Genomic DNA, 21,018 nt, shown 5'->3' on the forward strand with positions numbered 1-21,018 from the left:
CATGAACCGCCGCGCGTTTGTCTCGGGACTGGCCGTTGCCGCGGCGCTTGCAGGCTTCGCCGCGCCGGCTGCAGCCGACGGCAAGCGGGTGGCGCTGGTGATCGGCAACGGCACCTACAAAAGCGTGCCGGCGCTGTCCAATCCGCCGAATGATGCCGGCGATATCGCCGCCGCGCTGAAGCGCCTCGGCTTTGCCGTGACGCTCATCACCAATGCAGGCTTCGACGAGATGCGGCGCGGGCTGATCGCATTCGGGCGCAATGCCGCCGGCGCCGACATGGCGGCGGTGTACTTCGCCGGCCATGGCATGGAGATCAACGGCGACAACTGGCTGATCCCGATCGATGCCGAACTGAAGCGCGATACCGACGCCGCCAATGAAGCGATCAGCCTGCAAAGCGTGATGCTGCAGGTCTCCAACACCGGAAGTCTCGGCCTCGTCATCCTCGATGCCTGCCGCAACAATCCGTTCGCGACGAAGATGAGCCGCTCACTCGCCACCCGCGCCGCTGCCGGCAGCGGGCTCGGCCGCATCGAGCCGGTCGGCAACGTGCTGGTCGCCTATGCCGCCCGCGACGGCACCATTGCGCTCGACGGCGACGGCCGCAACAGCCCGTTCGCCGCGGCGCTGCTGCGCAACATCGAGACGCCGGGCGTCGAGGTCACCTTCATGTTCCGCAACGTCCGCGACGACGTGATGGAGGCGACGCGCAACGCGCAGCAGCCGTTTGTGTACGGCTCGCTGTCGCGCAAGGCGATCTATCTCGTTGCCGCGCCGCCGGCCGACGCCGCCGCCGCGAAACAGACGAATATCGCGCCGGCGGCCGCCGCATTGTCGGCGCCATCGACGACGTCAGCCGGCGCGATCGATCCCGCGCTGGTCGGCACCTGGGAGATCATGGTGCCGGATGGTCGCGGCCAGTCGCGCTGGATCTGGCGGATCATGACCGACGGCACCTACCAATTCCACGCCGAGCCCTCCCGCGCCGCGCGTCCGCACGAAGGCACCGTCAGCTTCGCCAACGGCCGCTGGACGCTGCATGCTCTGCGAGGACTGAGGAACTACAGCGACGGCGGCTCCTACGAGATCCGCGACTCAACTGCCGTGATCACCGGCAAGCTCGGCACCGGCTACTGGAAGCGCAGCGTGGAGTGAGTGGGCGCGGCGCGATGGTGCAGCGGGAAGCCTCGCCCCTTTCATAAATCCAGTTCACCCGTCGCCGGATAGACCACCGTGCCGTCGCCCTGGATGACGGCGCCTTCGGTGAGGCGGGCGGGCTCGAGGCGCCCCTCCCCCATGATGTGGACGACGGTCTCGCCGGACGCGATCAGATAGTCGGCGACGATGCGGCGGTGGCAGCGCCACCACACCGCTTCCGAGCACATCATCGCACAGCGTTGCCGCCGCCCTTCCTCGCGCAGATGCCGGAACGCCGCATGAAACTGCGTCGACAACGCATAGTCGGCGTAGTTGTGAAAACTCTCGTTGCTCCAGAATCCATTGACGGACGGCGCCACGCTTCGCGCCTTGCCGCGGAGCCCGCCGAGATCGGCCAGATGCTCATACGAGATGCCCGCGGCCTTGAGCGGCTTGGGCAGCGTATCCTTGTTGAACTGCGGATTGGTGCGCGACCGCGGCACCGTTCGGATGTCGACGATGCGCTCGATCGCAGCCGTGCCGAGGAGAGCGATGAAATCCTCGAGGCTGCGGGTGGAATGACCGATCGTGAAGAACGGAAGCGCCACGTCTTTACTAGGCATGATGCAGCGCGCTGCCCTTATGGGCCGCGACGTGATCGGTCTTGTCGCTCTTGATTTCGTATTGCGGATCGGCCTCCGAGGCGCGGTGCATGTGCCCCTTGTAGTCGAAATCGCTGGTGTGAACCGCGATGATGGTGCCCGAGACGCGGCCGGCCTCGGAATTCCAGCTGACGTGATCGCCGACCTTGAATTTCCTGGCCATGCTTGAAGCCTCCTTCAGGCGCGGAATTGCTCGCACAGTACAGTGTCAATTGGCCACTCCGGAAAAGCACCGCCAGGCCAAACGAGCTGGCAATCGGCGAGGTTCCCACCTCGCGCTTGCCGGAACTTCGCAGAAGCGGTTCCGATGCTCAAGCGCGCGATCGCGCGGACCGTCCATCCTGGAGGTTGATGTTTTCCTTTAATTGCGGTCGAACGTCTTCGAAGAGCGGGCATGAGGAGATGTTCAGCGTCGCAGAGAGGCCTGCTGCCATGCTCTGCTGCAACCACCGCCTTATGCATTTCGTGCCAGCGTGGCACGTAGTTGAACCAACGGAACGAAGCACGTTCAGCGGGATTGATCGGGACACCCTTGCAAGGAGTCCGGACATGCGACCAACCAAGGCTTTGCTGGTTCTCAGCTTCATCGCATCGGCAGCAATGATACTTCCTTATGACGCACAGGCCCGGCGCGGGGGAGCCGGCGCTCGATCGGCTCACTTCCACGGCGGAGGCATGCGGCCTGGTTGGCACGGCGGCGGCACGCGATGGCATGCCGGCGGCTGGCACGGCGGCCGCGCGCGTTGGGCCGGCGGCGGCTATTACCGCGGTGGCGGTTACTATCGAGGCGGTTGGGGCCCCGGAGCTGCCGCGGCCGGTTTGGCGACTGGCGCAGCCATCGGAGCCGCGACGGCCTATAACTCCTGCTATCAGACGCGAAACGTGTGGAACGGTTACGCGTATGTCCAGCAGAGTGTGAGGGTCTGTTAGGCATCTCCGCGTCCGCGATGCCGGGCTAATCACATCTCCGCCGAGTTCGAGATCGCGGACCGCCTGATCAACTTGGGCCCGGATTGCGCGAACGAGTTCGGCAACGAGGTCTGTGGCGGCGTCGCTCCGCAATGGGCCGCTCTGCGTCGAAGTCCGCGCGATCCTGATCACCGAAACCGATCAGGATCGTCATCGCGCTCGCCCATAGCGCTTTTCTACCAATTGATACAAAGGCCGGACTTTCCCGTATTTGCGAAGACTTCCCCGTATATGCGAAGGCGTCATCATCGAACGCAGCTTTGCGCCTTCGCCGACGGGGAGCGGCATTTTGATTCCTGTCGTGTCGCTCGGCCCATCTTCAGTCGGCACTACGCCGCGCCTGTGCAGCTTCGCTGAAGTCATCCTTCAATCGTCCATCAGTCACGTCGATTTGATGCGTCGTGCGAGGCGCGCAGGAACCTCTTCCTGAGGTTGCATTTGGTTGGATGCGAGAAAAACCGGGAACGTTCCGGTGTGGCTTTAGCGAGCCCTGTCGCAAGCAAACCAATCTAGGGAGCAACGCATGATGAACCTGAGAATCATTGGCGCGGCCGTGATAGTGGCGTCCGCAGTTTCGAGCCCCGCGTCGGCGCAAGCGGTCTTCTCCAACCCGGCCGCCTGTTCATCTCAGTTCGCCAACGCCAACTGCCTCAATAGAGGAGCCGGGAGCCCGTACGACAGCAGGCGAGGCTATTATCAGCGGCGAACCGCCTATCGCGAACCGGTGGGACCGGTGGGGGCAGCCGCCGGCGTGGCGGGCGCTGCCGTCGGAACAGCCGCGGCGATCGCGACCGCTCCCTTCAGCGGCTGGCGCAATTCCTACGCGGCATACGACACCTACGATCGACCCGCCGCATATGGCGACTACTACGCGTGGAACGGCGACTGGAACAGCTACGCCTCGCACAATGGGATCGTCTGCAGGCCCGGTACCACTTTCAAGGGGTCCGACGGACTCCAGCATCTCTGCCAATAGGCTTGTCTGCTCTCAGCCAGGCGGCCTGCAAGGGCCGCCTGGCTCATCTCCTGTCGGTCGCGGCGACATCGGCGGCGCGGCCGAAGGTCGCGTTCGCGCGCGAGTTGTCAGCGCATCGATTGCCGATTACGGAAGCATCAAGGGGATGGTGCCCAGGGGCGGGATCGAACCATCCGACTTCGCCCTCCGGGCTACGCCGGGACGAGCGCCTGCGTGGAGCGATTGCAGATTACGGTAGCGTCAAGGGGATGGTGCGCCTCCAGAATAAAACTATGAACTCTTATATCATTGAAATTACACTATAATTTACGAGCCCTCCGCTCGAAATTCAACCACTTTGCAGCTGCGACAGGTTACGGGCGCTCGGAAGCCCCTGTCTAAATGGCGCCTCGGCGGTGAAGGCATTCCGGAGGGCGGTGAAACGCGGTTCATCGGCTGGATCTCCGACAACGCGGAGCGACAGTTAACCGCAATAATCGTCGCGTCTGGCAGTATTTCGCGTATCGCTCCCTGTTACAGTGCCTCCAGTTTCTTTTTTGATCGCCTCAAGTCTCTTATCGGCCGTTATCTTTCGAATGAGCACGAAAAGACGAGCGACCACCCAAACGGGATGCCGCCCCGGAAAGGCGTGACATGAACGGAGATCCGGACCCGGTATTGACCGCCGCTCGGGACAAACTTGCAGAGCGATCCGATTGTGTGAGGGTACGAGGCGCGCGCGAAAACAATCTGAAGAATGTCGACGTCGACATTCCACGCGACGCATTCGTGGTGTTTACGGGCATATCCGGATCCGGCAAGTCATCGCTCGCATTCGGCACTCTCTATGCCGAGGCGCAGCGCCGCTACCTGGAATCGGTCGCCCCCTATGCACGCCGGTTGATCGACCAGGCCGGCGTTCCGGACGTGACCTCGATCGACGGATTGCCGCCGGCGGTTGCCTTGCAGCAGCAGCGGAGTTCGCCGAACGCGCGCTCGTCGGTCGGCAGCGTGACGACACTGTCGAGCCTGGTGCGGATGCTCTATTCCCGCGCCGGCGAGTATCCGCGGAATCAGCCGATGCTCTATGCCGAGGATTTCTCGCCGAACACCGTCGAAGGGGCCTGCCCCACTTGCCATGGACTCGGCCGGATCTACGACGCGACCGAGAAAACGATGGTGCCGGACAGCTCGCTGACGATTCGCGAGCGCGCAATCGCCGCCTGGCCGCCCGCATGGCACGGACAGAATCTTCGCGATATTCTGGTGTCGCTTGGCTACGACGTGGACACGCCCTGGCGCCATCTGCCGAAAAAGGACCGCGACTGGATTCTGTTCACGGACGAGCAACCGACCGTGCCGGTGTATGCAGGCCTCACGCCGCAGCAAACGCGCGTCGCGATCAAGCGCGGCTTTGAACCGAGCTATCAGGGCACGTTCACGGGTGCCCGGCGCTATGTGCTGGATACGTTCGCCAACACAAAAAGCCCCTTGATGAAAAAGCGTGTCACGCAGTTCATCATCGGCCAGGAATGCCCGACCTGCCACGGCAAGCGGCTGACGCGCGCGGCACTGTCGGTGAAATTCAAAGGGCTCGATATTTCCGAATTCGGGAAGCTGTCGTTCTTGAAACTGGCGGAATTGCTGACGCCCGTTGCGCGCGGCGAGCAGACGGGCGCGCAAGAATACTCGCACGCCGGCGTCCTCGACAAAAAGGCGCGTAGTGCTGCGATCGAGCGCCGGGTCGCCGCAGGCGGATCGGCGCACAAGAGTGCGCCAGACATCCGCCGCACCCCGAATCTTTCCGAAGAAAAGCGTATCGCCGCCCAACGTCTGGCTTCGGAATTGCTCGAGCGCCTTGCGCCGCTCACCGATCTCGGGCTCGGCTATCTGTCGCTGGACCGGAGCACGCCAACGCTGTCGTCGGGCGAGCTGCAGCGCCTGCGACTTGCGACCCAGCTATCTTCGCACCTGTTCGGTGTCGTCTATGTGCTGGACGAGCCCTCGGCCGGGCTGCATCCGGCGGATGGCGAGGCATTGCTCGCCATCCTCCAACGCCTCAAGGCCGCGGGCAACTCGCTGTTCGTCGTCGAGCACGATCTCGATCTCATAGGCCGTGCCGAGTGGCTGGTGGACGTGGGCCCGGGAGCCGGTGAGAAGGGCGGCCGCGTCATCTATAGCGGGAAGCCTGCGGGGCTGGCAGACGTCGAGGCCTCGATCACCCGCCGCTATCTGTTCGGCAAACCGGCTGCGGTCGAGCGCACGCCCCGACCGCCCAAGGGCTGGCTGCGGCTGGAAGGTGTGACGCGCAACAACCTGCATGGTCTCGATGTCGCATTTCCGGTCGCCTGCTTTACGGCGGTCACCGGCGTTTCGGGCTCTGGCAAATCCAGTCTCGTGAGCCAGGCGCTCCCTGAACTGGTGAGCGAACGACTCGGGCGGCCGCTCGCCGCGTCGGACGAGGACGAGCTTGATCCTCTGCTTGCGGTGACGCAGGCGGCCGCCGAAGGGCGCATTGTTGGCGGCATGGACCACATCCGCCGCCTTGTCCAGGTGGACCAGAAGCCGATCGGGCGCACGCCGCGCTCGAATTTGGCAACCTATAGCGGCCTGTTCGATCATGTACGCCAGCTTTTCGCCGCCACGCCCATGGCGCGAAAGCGCCACTACAGCGCAGGTCGATTCTCGTTCAACGTCGCGCAAGGGCGCTGTCCGACCTGTGAGGGCGAAGGTTTTGTGATGGTCGAGTTGCTGTTTCTGCCCAGCGTCTATGCGCCCTGCTCGACCTGCAACGGCAGCCGCTACAATCCGCAGACGCTCGAGATCGAATGGCATGGCCGCAACATCGCGCAAGTGCTTCAGATGACCGTCGACGAGGCTTGCCAGTTCTTCACCGACGAAGCGCAGGTGTTGCGGCCGCTCACCGTGTTGCGGGAGATCGGGCTTGGCTACCTGCGGTTGGGCCAGCCGGCGACGGAACTCTCTGGCGGCGAAGCGCAACGGATCAAGTTGGCGACCGAACTCCAGCGTGCGCAGCACGGCAGTACACTCTATGTGCTCGATGAACCGACTGCCGGCCTCCATCCCGCCGACGTTGACCGCCTGATGCGTCAACTGCAGGGACTTGTCGACGCCGGCAACACCGTCGTCGTCGTCGAGCATGACATGCGGGTCATCGCGCAGGTGGACTGGGTCATCGATCTCGGCCCCGGGGCCGGCGAAGACGGCGGTCGCGTTATCGCCGGCGGCGTTCCGCGTGAAGTTGCCGACGCAAAAGGCAGCTTGACCGCACCCTATCTGAAAGTAGCTCTGTAGCGGATTTGGAGCCGTCGTCGAAGACGTTGTACGATGCATGGCGGCTCGATTTGCCACCAGGGGCAATCATGAAAGGATTTGAATGTGTTTGGCCTTGTGGGTTGGATCGCTACGATCATCGGGGCAATAAATCGTGCTGCCTCGGCTCTTTCGCGGGCGTGAAGACAAATTGGAATCCGTCGGCTGTCGAGTGACTGCACACGACGTACCTGTACATGCCCCTCATTGAAGCATGCGCTAGAAAATCTGCGACCGCTCGATTGCAAAAGGGGAATCGACCCGCCACCCCTTTCGTGAGTAGGCGGCCCCGGCGGAAAATCTGCCCTACTCAAAATCCTACTCACACAGAGGTGTCACATTGCGCCAATACCGCTACATCTCGTGCAGGGAGCGGAATCGAGCCACCGACAGGTTGGGCGTAGGAATTCTGGTGCCCCGGGGGCGGAATCGAACCATCCGGCTTCGCCCTTCGGGCTACGCCGGGACGAGCGTCTGCGTGGAGGGATGGCTGGCTACGATCGCATCGGGGGATTGGTGCGCCATTCGGAATAAAAATTTGAACTCATATGCTATTGAAATAACTATATAATTTAAGGCGTCAGCGCATGAACCGCGTGCCGGGATCTCTGCAACAGCAGTCCACTCGCGAGAGGCCGGATACATTCATGCAACTGAAATCGTCACCCACGACGTCACGACACCATGCATGGACGGGGTGGACCACACATGCCGTCCAGACCATGGCGTCGGCCAGCAACCGCTTCAGCCGTGTTCTCGTCCTCCAGCGTCTTCAGCCGCTTGACCTCCGACACCTCCATCCCGCCGAACTTCGCTCTTCATTTGTAGATGCTGGCGTCGCTGACGCCATGCTTGCGGCAGATCGGCGGCCGAAACGTCGGCCTCATGCTCTTTCAAAATTCCGATGATCTGCTCTTCCGAAAGGCGGCTACGCCTCCGTGGTCGGTCCTCGTGTGGCGCGTCATCACTGCAGTCCGCGTCGTAGCGTCGCATCATTCCGAACATTCTTGCCAAACCCCTGCGCAAGACTTTGACTTGTTCCAATAAAAAAGGGCCGATCCGCAAAGGACCGCTATTTCAAAGGGGAGGAGGCAGCCATGACCAAATCAAACAAGGGCAGCACTTCGAGCCGCCGCGGCTTTCTCAAGGTCGCTGCTGCGGGGGCCGCCGCGACGGTAGCTGCGCCGAGCGTCGTCAGCGCCCAGGGGCCGATCAGCATGCGCTGGCAAAGTACCTGGCCGTCAAAGGACATTTTCCACGAATACGCCCTCGACTACGCCAAGAAGGTCAACGACATGACCGGCGGCGAGCTCAAGATCGAAGTGCTGCCGGCAGGCGCTGTCGTGCCCGCCTTCGGGCTGCTCGATGCCGTCTCCAAGGGCGTGCTCGACGGCGGCCATGGCGTGCTGGTCTATCACTACGGCAAGCAGACGGCGCTGGCGCTCTGGGGCTCGGGACCGGGCTTTGCGATGGACGCCAACATGCTGCTGGCCTGGCACCGCTATGGCGGCGGCAAGGAGTTGCTCGCAAAACTTTATGAATCGATCGGCGCCAATGTCGTCTCGTTCCCCTACGGTCCGATGCCGACCCAGCCGTTCGGCTGGTTCAAGAAGCCGATCACCAAGCCCGACGACGTCAAGGGGCTGAAGTTTCGCACCGTCGGAATCTCCATCGACGTGTACTCAGGGATGGGCGCAGCCGTGAACGCTCTGCCCGGCGGCGAAATCGTGGCTGCCATGGACCGCGGCCTCTTGGACGCGGCGGAATTCAACAACGCCACCTCGGACCGCGTGCTCGGCTTCCCCGACGTCTCCAAGGTCTGCATGCTGCAGAGCTATCACCAGAACGCCGAGCAGTTCGAGATCACGTTCAACAAGGACAAGTACAACGCGCTGCCGGAGAAGATGAAGGCGATCATCGCCAACGCGGTGGACGCGGCTTCGGCCGATATGTCGTGGAAGGCGATCGACCGCTACTCCAAGGACTACGTCGAGTTGCAGACCAAGGACAACGTCAAGTTCTACAAGACGCCCGACGCCATCCTGAAGCAGCAGCTCGAGATCTATGATGGCGTGGTGAAGAAGAAGGCGGCGGAAAATCCCCTGTTCAAGGAGATCGTGCAGTCGCAGATCGAGTTCGCCAAGCGCGCGACGCAGTGGGAGCAGGACACGGTGGTGAGCCGCCGCATGGCCTACGATCACTATTTCGGGCCAAACGCCGCGGCCAAGAAACTCTGATGGCGAGCTAAAGCCGGCAAGGCGCCGTCCGCCCCCCGACGGGGCGCTGTGCTATGTTGGGATCGTTTCTTATGCCGAACCGTATCACATGAGCGTACAGCGTTTGCTGCACACGATCGACGGCATCTCCACCTGGGTCGGCAAGGCGACCGCCTGGCTGATGATCGTCCTGATGAGCGTCGTCTGCATCGAGGTATTCAAGCGTTATGCCGTGAACATGCCGACGGCATGGATCTTCGACGCCGAGAACATGCTGTATGGGTCGCTGTTCATGCTGTGCGGCGCCTATACGCTGGCGCAGAACGCCCATGTCCGCGGCGACTTCCTGTACTCCTCGATGCGCCCGCGCACGCAGGCCGCGCTCGACCTCGTTCTCTACTTCGTCTTCTTCATCCCGGGCATCGCCGCGCTGATCTATGCCGGCTACTTCTACGCCGCGGACTCCTGGCACATCAACGAGCATTCCAACGTCACGGCGGACGGCCCGCCGGTATACCACTTCAAGACCGTCATCCCGATCGCGGGCGCGCTGATCATGCTGCAGGGCATCGGCGAGATCATCCGCTGCATCGTGTGCCTGAAGACCGGCGAATGGCCGAGCCGGCTTGCCGACGTCGCCGAGACCGACGTCATCGGGGAGCAGCTCGCGCACTCTGAATTCGTGGACGAGGAATCGCGCAAGCTCGCCATCGAGGGCGCCGCGCGCATCGATGAAATTGCGCGGCAGCGCGGCATGGGCGGGGACCTGAACACATGAGCGATCCCGCGCTCGGCCTGTTGATGCTGACGCTCATCGTCGTCGTCATCATGATGGGCTTTGCCACGGCGTTTACGCTGATGGGCCTTGGCATGTTCTTCGGCTTCATCGCCTTCTACGACCCGTCGCAGAACTGGACGCACAACAAGGTTTTCGAGCTGATGGTCCAGCGCACCTACGGCGCGATGACCAACGACGTGCTGATCTCCATCCCGTTGTTCGTGCTGATGGGCTATGTGATGGAGCGCGGCGCCCTCGTCGACAAGATGTTCTATTCGATCCAGCTCGCCTTCCGCCGCCTGCCCGCCTCGCTCGCGGTTGCGACCCTGATCGTGTGCACGTTCTGGGGCATCGCCTCCGGGCTCGTCGGCGCGGTGGTGGTGCTGATGGGCGTGATCGCCTTCAACCCGATGCTGCGCGCCGGTTATGACGTGAAGCTCGCCTCCGGGGTCATCACCGCGGGCGGCACGCTCGGCATCCTGATCCCGCCTTCGGTGATGATCATCGTCTATGCCGCGGTCGCCGGCCAGTCCGTGGTCAAGCTCTATGCGGCGGCGATGCTTCCCGGCTTCTTCCTGGCGTTCCTCTACCTCGTCTATGTCGTGGGCTGGGCGATGATCAACCCGAAGATCGCCCCGCCGCTGCCGGAGGAACAGACCCGCGTCAACGTGCCCGAATGGATCAGAAATTTCGCGACGCTGTATTCGCCGAACCTGTTCGTCGGCCTGTTCAAGGCACTGCTCTCGCCCGCAAAGGCGAAGACGCTCCGGATCGACGGCAAGCCGATGGGCTATGGCGCGATCGTGCAGAACTTCCTCATTTCGCTGGTGCCGTTGCTGATGACCGCAGCCGCGCTTGGCACGGTCTGGTGGTACGTCGTGATCCACCAGCAGCCCGGCGCCGCGAGCGGAGCCGTCGAAGGCCTGCAGCAGCTCGGCAGCCCGGTCGAGCCGAAGGAGCTGTCGGCCGCCGGAAAGGGACCGGACACCCAGTTCTACATCTGGTTCGCGATATCAGCCGCCGTGCTGGCTGCGTGGACGGCGCGCTCTTACTTGCGCATGGACGGCGAACGTTTCGAAGTGTTGAAGCTCTTGACGTCGTCGGTGATGCCGCTCGGCATCCTCACCGTCGTGGTACTGGGGGTGATCCTGTTCGGCATCACGACCGCGACCGAGTCCGCCGGCGTCGGCGCCGCTGGCGCCTTCATCCTCGCTTTCCACGCCCGCACGCTCGACTGGAAGCGCACCAAGGAAGCGGTGTTCCTGACCGCAAAGACGACCGCGATGGTGTGCTGGCTGTTCGTCGGCTCGGCGCTGTTCTCGGCGGTGTTCGCCATTCTCGGCGGTCAGGCGCTGCTGGAAAGCTGGGTGCTTTCGCTCGACATGACGCCCGTGCAGTTCATGATCTTGTCGCAGGTGATCATCTTCGTGCTGGGCTGGCCGCTCGAATGGACCGAGATTATCATCATCTTTGTGCCGATCTTCCTGCCGATGCTGAAGCACTTCAACATCGATCCGATCCTTTGGGGCACGCTGGTGTTCGTGAACTTGCAGGCCGCGTTCCTGTCTCCGCCGGTCGCGATGTCGGCGTTCTATCTCAAGGGCGTCGCCCCGAAGCACGTTACGCTGAACCAGATCTTCGCCGGCATGATGCCCTACATGCTGATCGTGATCCTGTGCATGGTGATCATGTATCTCTGGCCGGGCATGACGCTGTGGCTGCCGAACTATCTGTACGCGGGTTGAGGCGCAGCGGGGAGCACCGGGCGCTTGTCAAACGGAAATGGTGCCCAGGGGCGGGATCGAACCACCGACACTGCGATTTTCAGTCGCATGCTCTACCAACTGAGCTACCTGGGCATACCCGCGGGGCCGAAAAGGCCGGAGCGAGCGGGCGGTTTATAGAGAGGTCGGAGCGTCGTGTCCACCCGGCTTCGCGAAACGCTTCGCCGGGCGCGGCCCGCCCGGCACTCTTTCCCCAACTTGTTGGGAAATCTTGGCTATTCCGGGTCTTCCGCGTCGTCCTCGCGGCCGGGAACGACATAGCGGCCGGTCAGCCAGCGGTTGAGGTCGACGTCGCGGCAGCGCGGCGAGCAGAACGGGCGGAAGGCCTGCTCGACGGGCTTGCCGCAGATCGGGCAGGCGCGCGGGGTGGCAGAAGGTATGGCCTTGGGCGTTCGGGCTTGGTCAGTCATGGCTGGGACGAAGTCTATATCATCTGGCAATTGCGGAGGCGGCCGCATGTTCCGCTGCGCTCCCTCTCGGCTTGCGGGTAGGGCAATCGCATATGCGTCTTCGCCGGCCGCGCAGGTGCTTGGCCTCGTGGCTCGAGACGGCGACCTCGCCCGCAAGCGCAGGGCGATAGCCTCGGAGCGTAGGGCGTCTCCGCGATTTCTGGATAATGGAAGAATGCCGCTGATTTGCCCGACGAGTCAAGCTGCCGTGGCGAAGCCCGGGCCGCCGGCTCCTTTGCATGGGGTTGTTTTCGATATTTTGGCAGCGCGCCCCTGCGGCAAGCTATCGCGTCCGGCTATCGGTCTCGTTCCATAGCCCGGCTATGACGATGTGGAGCAGTTGGGGTGGGGTCTCACCGCGAGTCGTTCAGGCGGAAAGAGCCCCACCCGTATCGCATCTTCGATGCGCGAAAGTGGATACCTCACACCGCGACGGAGTTGAGCCACCCGTGGCGGATCGGAAAGCCCTCGCCGCCGAGCAGGGTCACGGTCTCGTAGAGCGGCAGGCCGACCACATTGGTGTAGGAGCCGACCATCTTGACCACGAACGATCCGGCAATGCCCTGCACCGCGTAGCCGCCGGCTTTGCCGCGCCATTCGCCGGAGCCGATATAGGCCTGGATGTCGTCCTCGCTGAGCCGCTTGAAGCGCACGCGCGTTTCGACCAGGCGCTGACGGAATGCCTCGCGCGGCGTCACCACGCAGATCGCGGTGTAGACGCGGTGATTGCGGCCCGACAGCAGCCGCAGGCACTGCGCGGCCTCGTCGACCAGATTGGCCTTGGGCAGGATGCGGCGGCCGACCGCCACCACGGTGTCGGCGGCAATGATGAAGGAGCCGCGCAGGTCGTCGTCAAGATGCACCGATTTCAGCGCCGCGTCGGCCTTGGCGCGCGCCAGGCGGTTGGCGCAGGCGCGCGGCAACTCGCCCCGCCGCGGGGTCTCGTCGACATCGGCCGGGCGCAGCGCATCGGGCTCGATGCCGGCCTGGTTGAGCAGGGCCAGCCGCCGCGGCGAACCGGAAGCAAGAACGAATTTGGGACGGCCTAGCATGCGGGCTTTTGGGCTGAATCGGGGGGACGGACGCGGGCGGAACCTATCGGATGGGGCATGGATGCACAACCTTGGAACCGGCCGCGAATCGCGCCCCCGCCTGGAGACAAGGCCCCATAAGCACAGCTGTTTGTCAGTCTGGCGACAAGCGGCGGTTCTGCGAATCGGAACACGCTGGTCCCGTCACCTCACGGAGCCTCACAGGTTTGCCGCGCCGGCCTTGGCAAAGCGGCGGCGGATGCGCAGCAGGAGACCGTCGCAGACCTCGCGATAGGCGGCCAGCTTCTGCTCGCGCGAGCCCTCGGTGCCGGTCGGATCGACGGTGGGCCAGTATTCGACGTCGGCCGCGAGCGTCCGGGTGAGGTCGAGCGCCTTGTGATGGGCTTCAGGAGCCAACGTGATGATGAGATCGAAGTTCAGCCCCTCCCAGTCCTCGAGCTCCTCGAAGGTTTGCGGCTTGTGGCTGGAAATGTCCTGGCCGAGCTCGGCCATGACGGCGACCGCGAACGGATCGAGCTCACCCTTCCTCACCCCGGCCGAGCGCACATAGAGGCCTTGCGGAAACATCTGCTGCAGCAGGCTTTCGGCCATCGGCGACCGCACGCTGTTCAGGCCGCATGCGAACAGCACGGCCTGGGGGTTGCGCGCGCGCGGCGCTTCCATGCGATCAGGCTTTTTTCGATCGGGGCACGCCCCCGTCAATCATCGCGTCACCGATCATGCGCCTCTTCTTCTGGCGCATAATCTGATCCGAAAACCGGTATCCACTTTTCGGGATCATGCGCCTTCACCCTTCCAGTGCAGCACAGTGATCAGCGTGAACAGCCGTCGCGCGGTCTCGAAATCGACGCGCACCTTGCCCTTGAGCCGCTCCTGCAGCGTGCGCGAGCCCTCGTCATGGATGCCGCGGCGGCCCATGTCGATCGCCTCGATCTTGTCCGGCGTCGCGGTCCGGATCGCCTGATAGTAGCTGTCGCAGATCATGAAGTAGTCCTTCACGACGCGGCGGAACGGGGTCAGCGACAAAAGATGCGCGACCACCGGCGCGCCGTCCTCCTTGCGGATATCGAACATCAGCCGGTTGCCGGTGATCGCGATATGCAGGGTGTAGGGCCCCGGACCGGCGGCGCCCTCGGGCGCGAACAGGTTCTGCTCGATCAAATCGTAGATCGCGATCGCGCGCTCATGCTCGATATCGGGCCCGGAACGGCCGATCGATTCCTCGTCGAGCGTCACCGCGACGATGCGATTGTTGGAATCCTCGTCGTCTGGTGGCTTGTTCATGAGAGGTTGAGGCGCAATCCGACGGAACGTGAATGGGCATCGAGACCCTCGGCCTGGCCGAGCGTCATCGCGGCGGGCCCGAGCGCACGCAACTGATCCGGCCCGCACCGCAGGATCGAGGTTCGCTTCATGAAGTCAAGCACCCCGAGGCCCGACGAGAACCGCGCCGAGCGCGCGGTCGGCAGCACATGGTTGGAGCCGCCGACATAATCGCCGATCGCCTCCGGGGTGTGGGCCCCGAGGAAGATCGCCCCGGCGTTACGGACCTTGTTCGACAGGCCCTCGGCGTCCGCGGTCATGATCTCAAGGTGCTCGGCCGCGATCGCATTGGCGAGCTCGACCGCGTCGTCGAGTTTTGCCACCTTGATCACGGCACCGAAATCGTTCCACGAGGTGCGGGCGATCTCGGCGCGCGGCAAGGTCGCCAGCTGCGCCTCGACCGCACGCTCGACGTCGGCGGCGAGCCGTGCACTGTCGGTGATCAGGATCGACTGCGCGCTGACGTCATGCTCGGCCTGCGCCAGGAGATCGGCCGCGATCCAGTCGGCATTGCCGGTGTCGTCGGCGATGACAAGCACCTCGGAGGGACCGGCGATCATGTCGATGCCGACCTTGCCGAACACCAGCCGTTTGGCCGCGGCGACATAGGCGTTGCCGGGGCCGACGATCTTGGCGACCGGCGCGATCGTCGCGGTGCCGTAGGCCAGCGCCGCCACCGCCTGGGCGCCGCCGACGCGGTAGATTTCGGAGACGCCGCCGAGATGGGCGGCGGCGAGCACCAGCGGGTTGAGCTTGCCGTCCGGCGCCGGCACCACCATCACCACGCGCGGCACGCCGGCGACCTTGGCCGGCACCGCATTCATCAATACCGAGGACGGATAGGCCGCGGTACCGCCGGGCACATAGAGCCCGACCGCATCGACCGCGCTCCAGCGCCAGCCGAGCTCGACGCCGGCGGCATCGGTGAAGCGCTCGTCCTTCGGCAGCTGGCGGCGGTGAAAGGTCTCGATCCGGTCGCGCGCGAATTTTAGCGCCTCGACGGTCTTGGGGTCGCAGACCGCAACCGCGGCGTCGATCTCGGCTGCGGTAATGCGCAGGCCCGCTGCGTCGATATCGAGGCGGTCGAACTTTCTGGTCGCCTCGAGCAGCGCCGCATCGCCGCGGGCCGCCACGTCGTCGACGATCGCGCGGGTGGCGCGCTCGACGTCGGCCGACACCTCGCGCTTGGCCGCCAGGAAATCGCGGAATCGCTGCTCGAAATCGGCGCTCTGTCGGTCCAGGCGAACGGGCATGACGGCTTTCTTAGGAGGAATTCGGGTCCCTGCTCAATGGCGCGGCGGATAATGGCCGTCAACCCTTGGGGGGAGCTGAAATTGCTGTCGTCCCGGCCTGGGGCGCAATTGCGCACCAGGCCGGGACGACGGCATAACTACCCCGGCGCCACGCCGAGATCGTCGGTGCCGAGATCGGTCAATTCGCACTCCAGGCACTCGACATCCAGCCGCAGCGCTCCGCCATGGCCGAACATCAGGAGCGCGCTGCCGCCCGGCGGGTCGGAGGCATAGAACTCGATCCCGAGCAGTTCCAGGGTGGCCTCCGGGGCCTCCAGGTCGATATTGCGCGACTTGCATGCCAGCACCCGGTCGAACCTGAGCGCGGCGATCAGCCGGCGCGAGCAGGTGCCGCCCGACAGGGTCTGCTCCCAGTCCAGCCGGTTCAGGCCGACCACGAGCCGTTTCTCGTCCTGGCGCCAGACGATGTCGGAGGGCTGGACGCGGGCGTCCTGCACATGGGCCGAGATGACCGCGAGGTCATCGGCATCGAGGGCGATCAGTTTCAGCGGCGCGGGCGGGGACATGACGGTGGTTATAACGCCTCGCGGCCCGGGAGGTACCAGACGGCCAATGGAATTCGTGCTGGGAGGAACCGGCTCCGCCCAAACGGCGCCTTCGCCGCCCGGCAGTTGCATACAGCGTCGACGGAGTTCCGACATATCGTCGTGGCCGGGCTTGACCCGGCCATCAAGCCTTTCTTCACGTAGCACCAAAACGTGGATGCCCGGGACAAGCCCGGGCATGACGAGTTGGTGGACGTCCAGAGCGAATCCTGTTCGCCGAGGACGCGTTAGACCGGCGCGGTGCAGCACGCAGCCCCGCGCCTCAGCCCCTGATGAACGCCAGCAGATCCTTGTTGATCGTCTCGGCCTCCGTCGTCGGCATGCCGTGCGGAAAACCCTTGTAGGTCTTCAGCGTGCCGTTCTTCAGAAGCTTGGCCGAGAGCGGGGCGGAGTCGGCATAGGGCACGATCTGGTCGTCGTCGCCATGCATCACCAGCACCGGCACGTTGATCTTCTTCAGATCCTCGGTGAAGTCGGTCTGCGAGAACGCGACGATGCCGTCGTAATGCGCCTTGGCGCCGCCCATCATGCCCTGCCGCCACCAGTTCTGGATCACGGCTTCCGACGGTTTTGCGCCGGGCCGGTTGTAGCCGTAGAACGGCCCGGCCGGCAGGTCGCGGTAGAATTGCGAGCGGTTGGCGGCGAGCTGGGCCTGCAAGCCGTCGAACACCGACTTCGGCAGGCCGCCGGGATTGTTCGCCGTCTGCACCATCAACGGCGGCACCGCGCTCAGGATCGCCGCCTTCGCCACCCGGCTCTCGCCGTGACGGGCGATGTAGTGCACCACCTCACCGCCGCCGGTGGAATGGCCGACATGAACGGCGTTCTTCAGGTCGAGATGCGCGGTGACGGAAGCGAGGTCGTCGGCGTAGTGATCCATGTCATGACCGTCGGCGACCTGGGCGGAGCGGCCGTGGCCGCGGCGGTCGTGGGCGACGACGCGAAAGCCGTGCCCCACGAAGAACAGCATCTGCGCGTCCCAGTCGTCCGACGACAGCGGCCAGCCGTGGCTGAACACGATCGGCTGCCCCGAGCCCCAATCCTTGTAGAAGATCTCGACGCCGTCTTTGGTGGTGATGGTGGGCATTTGATCGCTCCTCTTCTGCCAAATGTATCGGTTCTCGGCGCGTCAGGCATGAGCGCCCGACGCCGCACGATCGTGCATCGTGTTTTATGCCGCGTGTCGCCGCGAAATGATGTCGCGCGCGTCAGATCAGGCGAACGTGACCGGCCTGAACCGGCGCCAGGCGCCGATGATCACCACGGCGAAGAACACCAGCACGATGCCCTGCACCGCCGCAAACACCGGCCCGGACGGCGGGTTCGGCGGCACGGCCGGCGCCAGCGCCTGCAACGCCGGCACATTGAGGAAGCTCTGGATGATCAGCACGAAGACGTTGAGATAGAGCGAGACCATCGCGGTCACGACATAGATCGGGCGCCAGGCGCCTCTCAGTTGCATCGCATACAGCGCAATGCAGGCGATCGCGAGCAGCACCAGCGAGAGGCCGCCGATGATGTGGGAGGGCAGCAGCTTCTCGGTCACCAGCGGCGGGATCACGAAGCCGGTGGCGCTGGTCAGGATCGTGAACAGGAGGAAGATCGCGGTCAGCCCCGGCATCGCACGCGAGCCGAGCAGCCCGAACATCACGAGCACGCCGGCGACGATTGCAATCAGGCTGATAATGACGTGCACAAGCACCAATGTCGTCATGTGGCGCACTCCCCGCTGAGACCCGCATGCGAGGTTACGATGCGTGACGGAAAATTGCTACATGCTTCGATGGCAGGACGGCCGACATCTCATCAAAAATTTTGCCGGCGCCGGCGATTGCTGAAAATTTTCGCACGTATGTCACACGATGCGGCATCGTGCGCCCTGTGCGAAGCTGAATCAATCATAGCGCGGGATCGGTCCGTTATGCGGCGTCTTGCGCTTCGACAGGTCGAACAGCACCTCGTCGACATAGCACCAGCCCCAGCCTTCCGGCGGATCGTAGCCCTCGATCACGGGATGGCCGGTGGCGTGGAAATGCGCCGTCGCATGCCGGTTCGGCGAATCGTCGCAGCAGCCGACATGGCCGCAGGTCCGGCAAATGCGCAAATGCAGCCAGCGGCTGCCGCTCTTCAGGCATTCCTCGCAGCCGAGCGCGCTCGGCGTGACGTCCTGGATGCCGGCGATATGGGTGCAGCCTTTTGACATTCGCGACCTCTTACCTTGTGCGCCTCTCTAACCCGTCATCCCCGCGCAAAGGCGAAGCCTTTGCGCGGGGATGACGGGGAAACGTTGGCGTTTGCCGCATCAATCGTCCTTACAGCGTCGGACTGCCCGCGTCGGCGAGATAGCCGTGCAGGGCGGCGACGACCTGCGCGCCCTCGCCGATCGCGCCGCCGACGCGCTTGACCGATCCGGAGCGGACGTCGCCGACCGCGAACACGCCGGGCACCGTGGTCTCGAGCAGCGGCACGGCGCGCGCGCCCTCGCCGGTCTGCACGCCGGTCATCACGAAGCCGCCGCGGTCGACCTGCACCCCGCAGCCCTCGAGCCAGCCGGTCGCCGGATCGGCGCCGACAAACAAAAAGAGATTGCGGATATCCATGGTGAACTCGTCGGGCGCGAGCCGGCTGCGCCAGCGCACCCGCTGCAGCGTCTCGGCGCCGTCGAGCCCGATCACCTCGGTGTTGAACATCAATTCGATGTTCGGCGTCGCCTCGATGCGCTCGATCAAATAGCGCGACATGCTGGCCCCGAGCCCGCCGCCGCGGATCATCATGTTGACCTTGCGGGCGTGAGCCGACAGGTACACCGCCGCCTGCCCCGCGGAGTTGCCGCCGCCGACCAGCACGACCTCCTGCTGGGCGCAGAGCCGCGCCTCGATCGGCGAGGCCCAGTACCAGACGCCGCGGCCTTCAAAGGCATCGAGATTGTCGATCTCGGGCCGGCGATAGCGCGCCCCGCTGGCGACCACCACGGATTTCGCGCGCAGCGTATGCCCGCACGCGGTGTCGAGCACGAATGCGCCGGACGCTTTCGTGCAGTCGAGCGATTTGATCGAGACCGGGATCAGCATCTCGGCGCCGAATTTCTGCGCCTGGTTGAAGGCCCGTCCGGCCAGCGCCTGGCCGGAGATGCCGGTCGGAAAGCCCAGATAGTTTTCGATGCGCATGCTGGCGCCGGCCTGGCCGCCGAAAGCGCGGGAATCGAACACCGCGACCGACAGGCCTTCCGACGCCGCATAGACCGCGGTGGCAAGCCCGGCCGGGCCGCTGCCGACCACGGCGACATCGTAGAGTTTTTCATGCGCGCTGTTGCCGATCATGCCGAGCGCCATCGCAAGCGCGGTCTCGGACGGATTGCGCAGCACCGTGCCGTTGGGACAGACCACCAGCGGCAGCTCGGCGCGCGTCGGCGAATAGCGCGCGACGAGGTCGGCGGCATCCTTGTCGGTCTCGGGGTCGAGGAAGTGGTGCGGCTGGCCGTTGCGCGCCAAGAAATTCTGCAGCGACGCCATGTTGCCGACCGAGGCGGGGCCGATCAGCACCGGCCCGCCGGCGCCGCCCTGGATCAGGCTGACGCGGCGCAGGATCAGCGCGCGCATGATGCGTTCGCCGAGATCGGCCTCCGCAACCAGAAGCGCACGCAGCCGGTCGGGCGGCAGCAGCAGCGTCTCGACCACCCCATCGGCATGGCCGTCGACCAGCGCCGGGCGGCCGGAGAGCTGGCCGATCTCAGCGAGAAACTGCCCCGGTCCCTGGTCGATGATCGGCGCGACATGGCCGAGCCCGTCGCGCTGGGTGATCGACACATTGCCCGACAGCACCACGAACATGCCGGGCCCGGGCTTGCCGGTCTCGAACAGTGCCTCGCCGTCCTGGTATGCGCGCGGCTCGCCGAAGCGGCGCATCCGTTCGATCTCGTGCGCGGTCAGGGTCGGAAAGGTCTGCTCATGGCGCGGGAAGGCGTAGGCGGTTGCGCTCAGCCGATCGATCGTCGTCTCGTCTACAGCCATCTCGGCGACCCGCTTCCTTATAACAATGCGCACGAACCGGGTTAACGGCGCGGCTCGTTTCCGCCAGCGTCATCTACCGAGCCATCGGCTGGTTCGGAAGCCACATCCTCGCGACCGCGCGCCTGCGATTTCCGCCGCTTCAGATTTTCGCGCAGCGCCAGCTTGAGACGATCCTGTCGTGAATCCTTCACACGGGCTCCGGCCTGCCCGCCGCCTCTGTCCTGATCGCCTGTCATGCAAAACTCTCGAACCGCCGTCGCCCTGCGCGAGGCGAGCATAGCCAATGGCGGATGCCCGCGCACCCTGCCCGGTCGGCCAGTTGCGGCGATATGATTCGGCGGCAAGCGCGGATCGGGATAGTTTCGGCGAGATCGGGAACCCAATCCGGCCGAAATCGGCCGAATTGGCCAAAATCATCGGCGAGGCCGTCGATTTGTGCCGATTTCAAGGGCGACAGGGGCGCTGTTTCGCTTGCGCCAAAGGGAGGCCTG

19 protein-coding genes, 1 tRNA gene and 1 pseudogene are annotated in these 21,018 nt (G+C 64.4%); 6 read left to right on the forward strand and 15 right to left on the reverse strand.

Annotation, left to right across the window (positions count from 1 at the left end; translation table 11 throughout):
• Position 1: 1 nt before the first annotated feature.
• Positions 2-1,156, forward strand: coding sequence for a caspase family protein (locus tag IF803_RS32615; RefSeq protein WP_461194923.1), 1,155 nt, complete (start codon positions 2-4; stop codon positions 1,154-1,156).
• 41 nt (positions 1,157-1,197) lie between these two features.
• On the opposite strand, the gene IF803_RS32620 is transcribed toward IF803_RS32615, so the two are convergent.
• Positions 1,198-1,761: a DUF488 domain-containing protein gene (locus IF803_RS32620; RefSeq protein ID WP_461194924.1), complete on the reverse strand. Its 564-nt coding sequence runs from the start codon at positions 1,759-1,761 to the stop codon at positions 1,198-1,200.
• Complete coding sequence (locus IF803_RS32625; RefSeq protein WP_461194925.1) at positions 1,754-1,963, reverse strand: hypervirulence associated TUDOR domain-containing protein; 210 nt, start codon at positions 1,961-1,963, stop codon at positions 1,754-1,756. The genes IF803_RS32620 and IF803_RS32625 overlap by 8 nt, the downstream gene beginning before the upstream one ends.
• Positions 1,964-3,292: 1,329 nt before the next feature.
• Between IF803_RS32625 and IF803_RS32630 the strand changes: the two genes are divergently transcribed.
• Together IF803_RS32630 and IF803_RS32635 are read left to right on the forward strand one after the other, a co-directional pair.
• Complete coding sequence (locus IF803_RS32630) at positions 3,293-3,745, forward strand: hypothetical protein (protein ID WP_028338923.1); 453 nt, start codon at positions 3,293-3,295, stop codon at positions 3,743-3,745.
• A 633-nt stretch (positions 3,746-4,378) separates the two neighbouring features.
• Positions 4,379-7,039 carry an excinuclease ABC subunit UvrA gene (locus IF803_RS32635; protein WP_461194926.1) on the forward strand — a complete coding sequence of 887 codons (2,661 nt, stop codon included), beginning with the start codon at positions 4,379-4,381 and terminating at the stop codon, positions 7,037-7,039.
• A gap of 736 nt (positions 7,040-7,775) precedes the next feature.
• Here the strand turns inward: IF803_RS32635 and IF803_RS32640 are convergent.
• A pseudogene (locus IF803_RS32640) lies at positions 7,776-8,050 on the reverse strand (transposase); the annotation flags it as partial.
• Between the two features lie 104 nt (positions 8,051-8,154).
• On the opposite strand from IF803_RS32640, the gene IF803_RS32645 reads away from it, so the two are divergent.
• The 3 genes from IF803_RS32645 (at position 8,155) to IF803_RS32655 (ending at position 11,796) form a co-directional block, all read left to right on the forward strand.
• Entirely contained in the window at positions 8,155-9,294 is a 1,140-nt protein-coding gene (locus IF803_RS32645; protein ID WP_304497422.1) for a TRAP transporter substrate-binding protein, read from the forward strand.
• 88 nt (positions 9,295-9,382) lie between these two features.
• Positions 9,383-10,051 carry a TRAP transporter small permease subunit gene (locus tag IF803_RS32650; RefSeq protein WP_461194927.1) on the forward strand — a complete coding sequence of 223 codons (669 nt, stop codon included), beginning with the start codon at positions 9,383-9,385 and terminating at the stop codon, positions 10,049-10,051.
• Positions 10,048-11,796: a TRAP transporter large permease gene (locus IF803_RS32655; protein ID WP_461194928.1), complete on the forward strand. Its 1,749-nt coding sequence runs from the start codon at positions 10,048-10,050 to the stop codon at positions 11,794-11,796. Before IF803_RS32650 ends, IF803_RS32655 begins: the two co-directional genes overlap by 4 nt.
• A 38-nt stretch (positions 11,797-11,834) precedes the next feature.
• Here IF803_RS32655 and IF803_RS32660 read toward each other — a convergent pair.
• The 12 genes from IF803_RS32660 to IF803_RS32715 all read right to left on the reverse strand — a co-directional run bounded on the left by IF803_RS32660 (position 11,835) and on the right by IF803_RS32715 (position 20,763).
• Positions 11,835-11,910: transfer RNA gene (locus IF803_RS32660), tRNA-Phe, on the reverse strand.
• A gap of 140 nt (positions 11,911-12,050) precedes the next feature.
• Positions 12,051-12,245 carry a DNA gyrase inhibitor YacG gene (gene yacG / locus IF803_RS32665; protein WP_028338928.1) on the reverse strand — a complete coding sequence of 65 codons (195 nt, stop codon included), beginning with the start codon at positions 12,243-12,245 and terminating at the stop codon, positions 12,051-12,053.
• Between the two features lie 461 nt (positions 12,246-12,706).
• Positions 12,707-13,336 (reverse strand): Maf-like protein, encoded by a 630-nt coding sequence (locus IF803_RS32670; RefSeq protein ID WP_018269043.1) that lies wholly within the window; start codon positions 13,334-13,336, stop codon positions 12,707-12,709.
• A gap of 198 nt (positions 13,337-13,534) precedes the next feature.
• Entirely contained in the window at positions 13,535-13,999 is a 465-nt protein-coding gene (locus IF803_RS32675; protein WP_304497425.1) for an arsenate-mycothiol transferase ArsC, read from the reverse strand.
• A 114-nt stretch (positions 14,000-14,113) separates the two neighbouring features.
• Positions 14,114-14,620: a UPF0262 family protein gene (locus IF803_RS32680; protein WP_016841326.1), complete on the reverse strand. Its 507-nt coding sequence runs from the start codon at positions 14,618-14,620 to the stop codon at positions 14,114-14,116.
• On the reverse strand, positions 14,617-15,912 hold the full coding sequence (gene hisD / locus IF803_RS32685) for a histidinol dehydrogenase (RefSeq protein ID WP_461194930.1): 1,296 nt from the start codon (positions 15,910-15,912) through the stop codon (positions 14,617-14,619). Before hisD ends, IF803_RS32680 begins: the two co-directional genes overlap by 4 nt.
• Before the next feature lie 137 nt (positions 15,913-16,049).
• Entirely contained in the window at positions 16,050-16,478 is a 429-nt protein-coding gene (locus IF803_RS32690) for a DUF2948 family protein (RefSeq protein ID WP_028333715.1), read from the reverse strand.
• A 301-nt stretch (positions 16,479-16,779) separates the two neighbouring features.
• Complete coding sequence (locus IF803_RS32695) at positions 16,780-17,604, reverse strand: alpha/beta fold hydrolase (protein ID WP_461194932.1); 825 nt, start codon at positions 17,602-17,604, stop codon at positions 16,780-16,782.
• A gap of 126 nt (positions 17,605-17,730) precedes the next feature.
• Positions 17,731-18,231: a hypothetical protein gene (locus IF803_RS32700; protein ID WP_461194934.1), complete on the reverse strand. Its 501-nt coding sequence runs from the start codon at positions 18,229-18,231 to the stop codon at positions 17,731-17,733.
• A gap of 180 nt (positions 18,232-18,411) precedes the next feature.
• A complete protein-coding gene (locus IF803_RS32705) occupies positions 18,412-18,720 on the reverse strand; it encodes a UBP-type zinc finger domain-containing protein (RefSeq protein ID WP_461194935.1) in 309 nt (102 codons plus the stop codon).
• Between the two features lie 109 nt (positions 18,721-18,829).
• The gene (locus IF803_RS32710) at positions 18,830-20,527 is read right to left on the reverse strand and encodes an FAD-dependent oxidoreductase (RefSeq protein ID WP_461194937.1); all 1,698 of its coding nucleotides are present in this window, start codon (positions 20,525-20,527) and stop codon (positions 18,830-18,832) included.
• Positions 20,528-20,568: 41 nt separating this feature from the next.
• Positions 20,569-20,763, reverse strand: a complete 195-nt coding sequence (locus IF803_RS32715) for a hypothetical protein (RefSeq protein ID WP_176731428.1) — start codon at positions 20,761-20,763, stop codon at positions 20,569-20,571.
• Positions 20,764-21,018 lie beyond the last annotated feature (255 nt).

The organism is Bradyrhizobium sp. UFLA06-06 (assembly GCF_054820065.1).

Bases quoted from the DNA above. Each gene is read 5' to 3' on its own strand.
- IF803_RS32690 (WP_028333715.1), bottom strand. From the start codon at position 16,478: ATGTCCCCGCCCGCGCCGCTGAAACTGATCGCCCTCGATGCCGATGAC.
- IF803_RS32710 (WP_461194937.1), bottom strand. From the start codon at position 20,527: ATGGCTGTAGACGAGACGACGATCGATCGGCTGAGCGCAACCGCCTAC.
- yacG (WP_028338928.1), bottom strand. From the start codon at position 12,245: ATGACTGACCAAGCCCGAACGCCCAAGGCCATACCTTCTGCCACCCCG.
- IF803_RS32645 (WP_304497422.1), top strand. From the start codon at position 8,155: ATGACCAAATCAAACAAGGGCAGCACTTCGAGCCGCCGCGGCTTTCTC.
- IF803_RS32655 (WP_461194928.1), top strand. From the start codon at position 10,048: ATGAGCGATCCCGCGCTCGGCCTGTTGATGCTGACGCTCATCGTCGTC.
- IF803_RS32625 (WP_461194925.1), bottom strand. From the start codon at position 1,963: ATGGCCAGGAAATTCAAGGTCGGCGATCACGTCAGCTGGAATTCCGAG.
- IF803_RS32630 (WP_028338923.1), top strand. From the start codon at position 3,293: ATGATGAACCTGAGAATCATTGGCGCGGCCGTGATAGTGGCGTCCGCA.
- hisD (WP_461194930.1), bottom strand. From the start codon at position 15,912: ATGCCCGTTCGCCTGGACCGACAGAGCGCCGATTTCGAGCAGCGATTC.
- IF803_RS32705 (WP_461194935.1), bottom strand. From the start codon at position 18,720: ATGTCAAAAGGCTGCACCCATATCGCCGGCATCCAGGACGTCACGCCG.
- IF803_RS32680 (WP_016841326.1), bottom strand. From the start codon at position 14,620: ATGAACAAGCCACCAGACGACGAGGATTCCAACAATCGCATCGTCGCG.
- IF803_RS32670 (WP_018269043.1), bottom strand. From the start codon at position 13,336: ATGCTAGGCCGTCCCAAATTCGTTCTTGCTTCCGGTTCGCCGCGGCGG.
- IF803_RS32715 (WP_176731428.1), bottom strand. From the start codon at position 20,763: ATGACAGGCGATCAGGACAGAGGCGGCGGGCAGGCCGGAGCCCGTGTG.
- IF803_RS32650 (WP_461194927.1), top strand. From the start codon at position 9,383: ATGAGCGTACAGCGTTTGCTGCACACGATCGACGGCATCTCCACCTGG.
- IF803_RS32675 (WP_304497425.1), bottom strand. From the start codon at position 13,999: ATGGAAGCGCCGCGCGCGCGCAACCCCCAGGCCGTGCTGTTCGCATGC.
- IF803_RS32615 (WP_461194923.1), top strand. From the start codon at position 2: ATGAACCGCCGCGCGTTTGTCTCGGGACTGGCCGTTGCCGCGGCGCTT.
- IF803_RS32695 (WP_461194932.1), bottom strand. From the start codon at position 17,604: ATGCCCACCATCACCACCAAAGACGGCGTCGAGATCTTCTACAAGGAT.
- IF803_RS32700 (WP_461194934.1), bottom strand. From the start codon at position 18,231: ATGACGACATTGGTGCTTGTGCACGTCATTATCAGCCTGATTGCAATC.
- IF803_RS32635 (WP_461194926.1), top strand. From the start codon at position 4,379: ATGAACGGAGATCCGGACCCGGTATTGACCGCCGCTCGGGACAAACTT.
- IF803_RS32620 (WP_461194924.1), bottom strand. From the start codon at position 1,761: ATGCCTAGTAAAGACGTGGCGCTTCCGTTCTTCACGATCGGTCATTCC.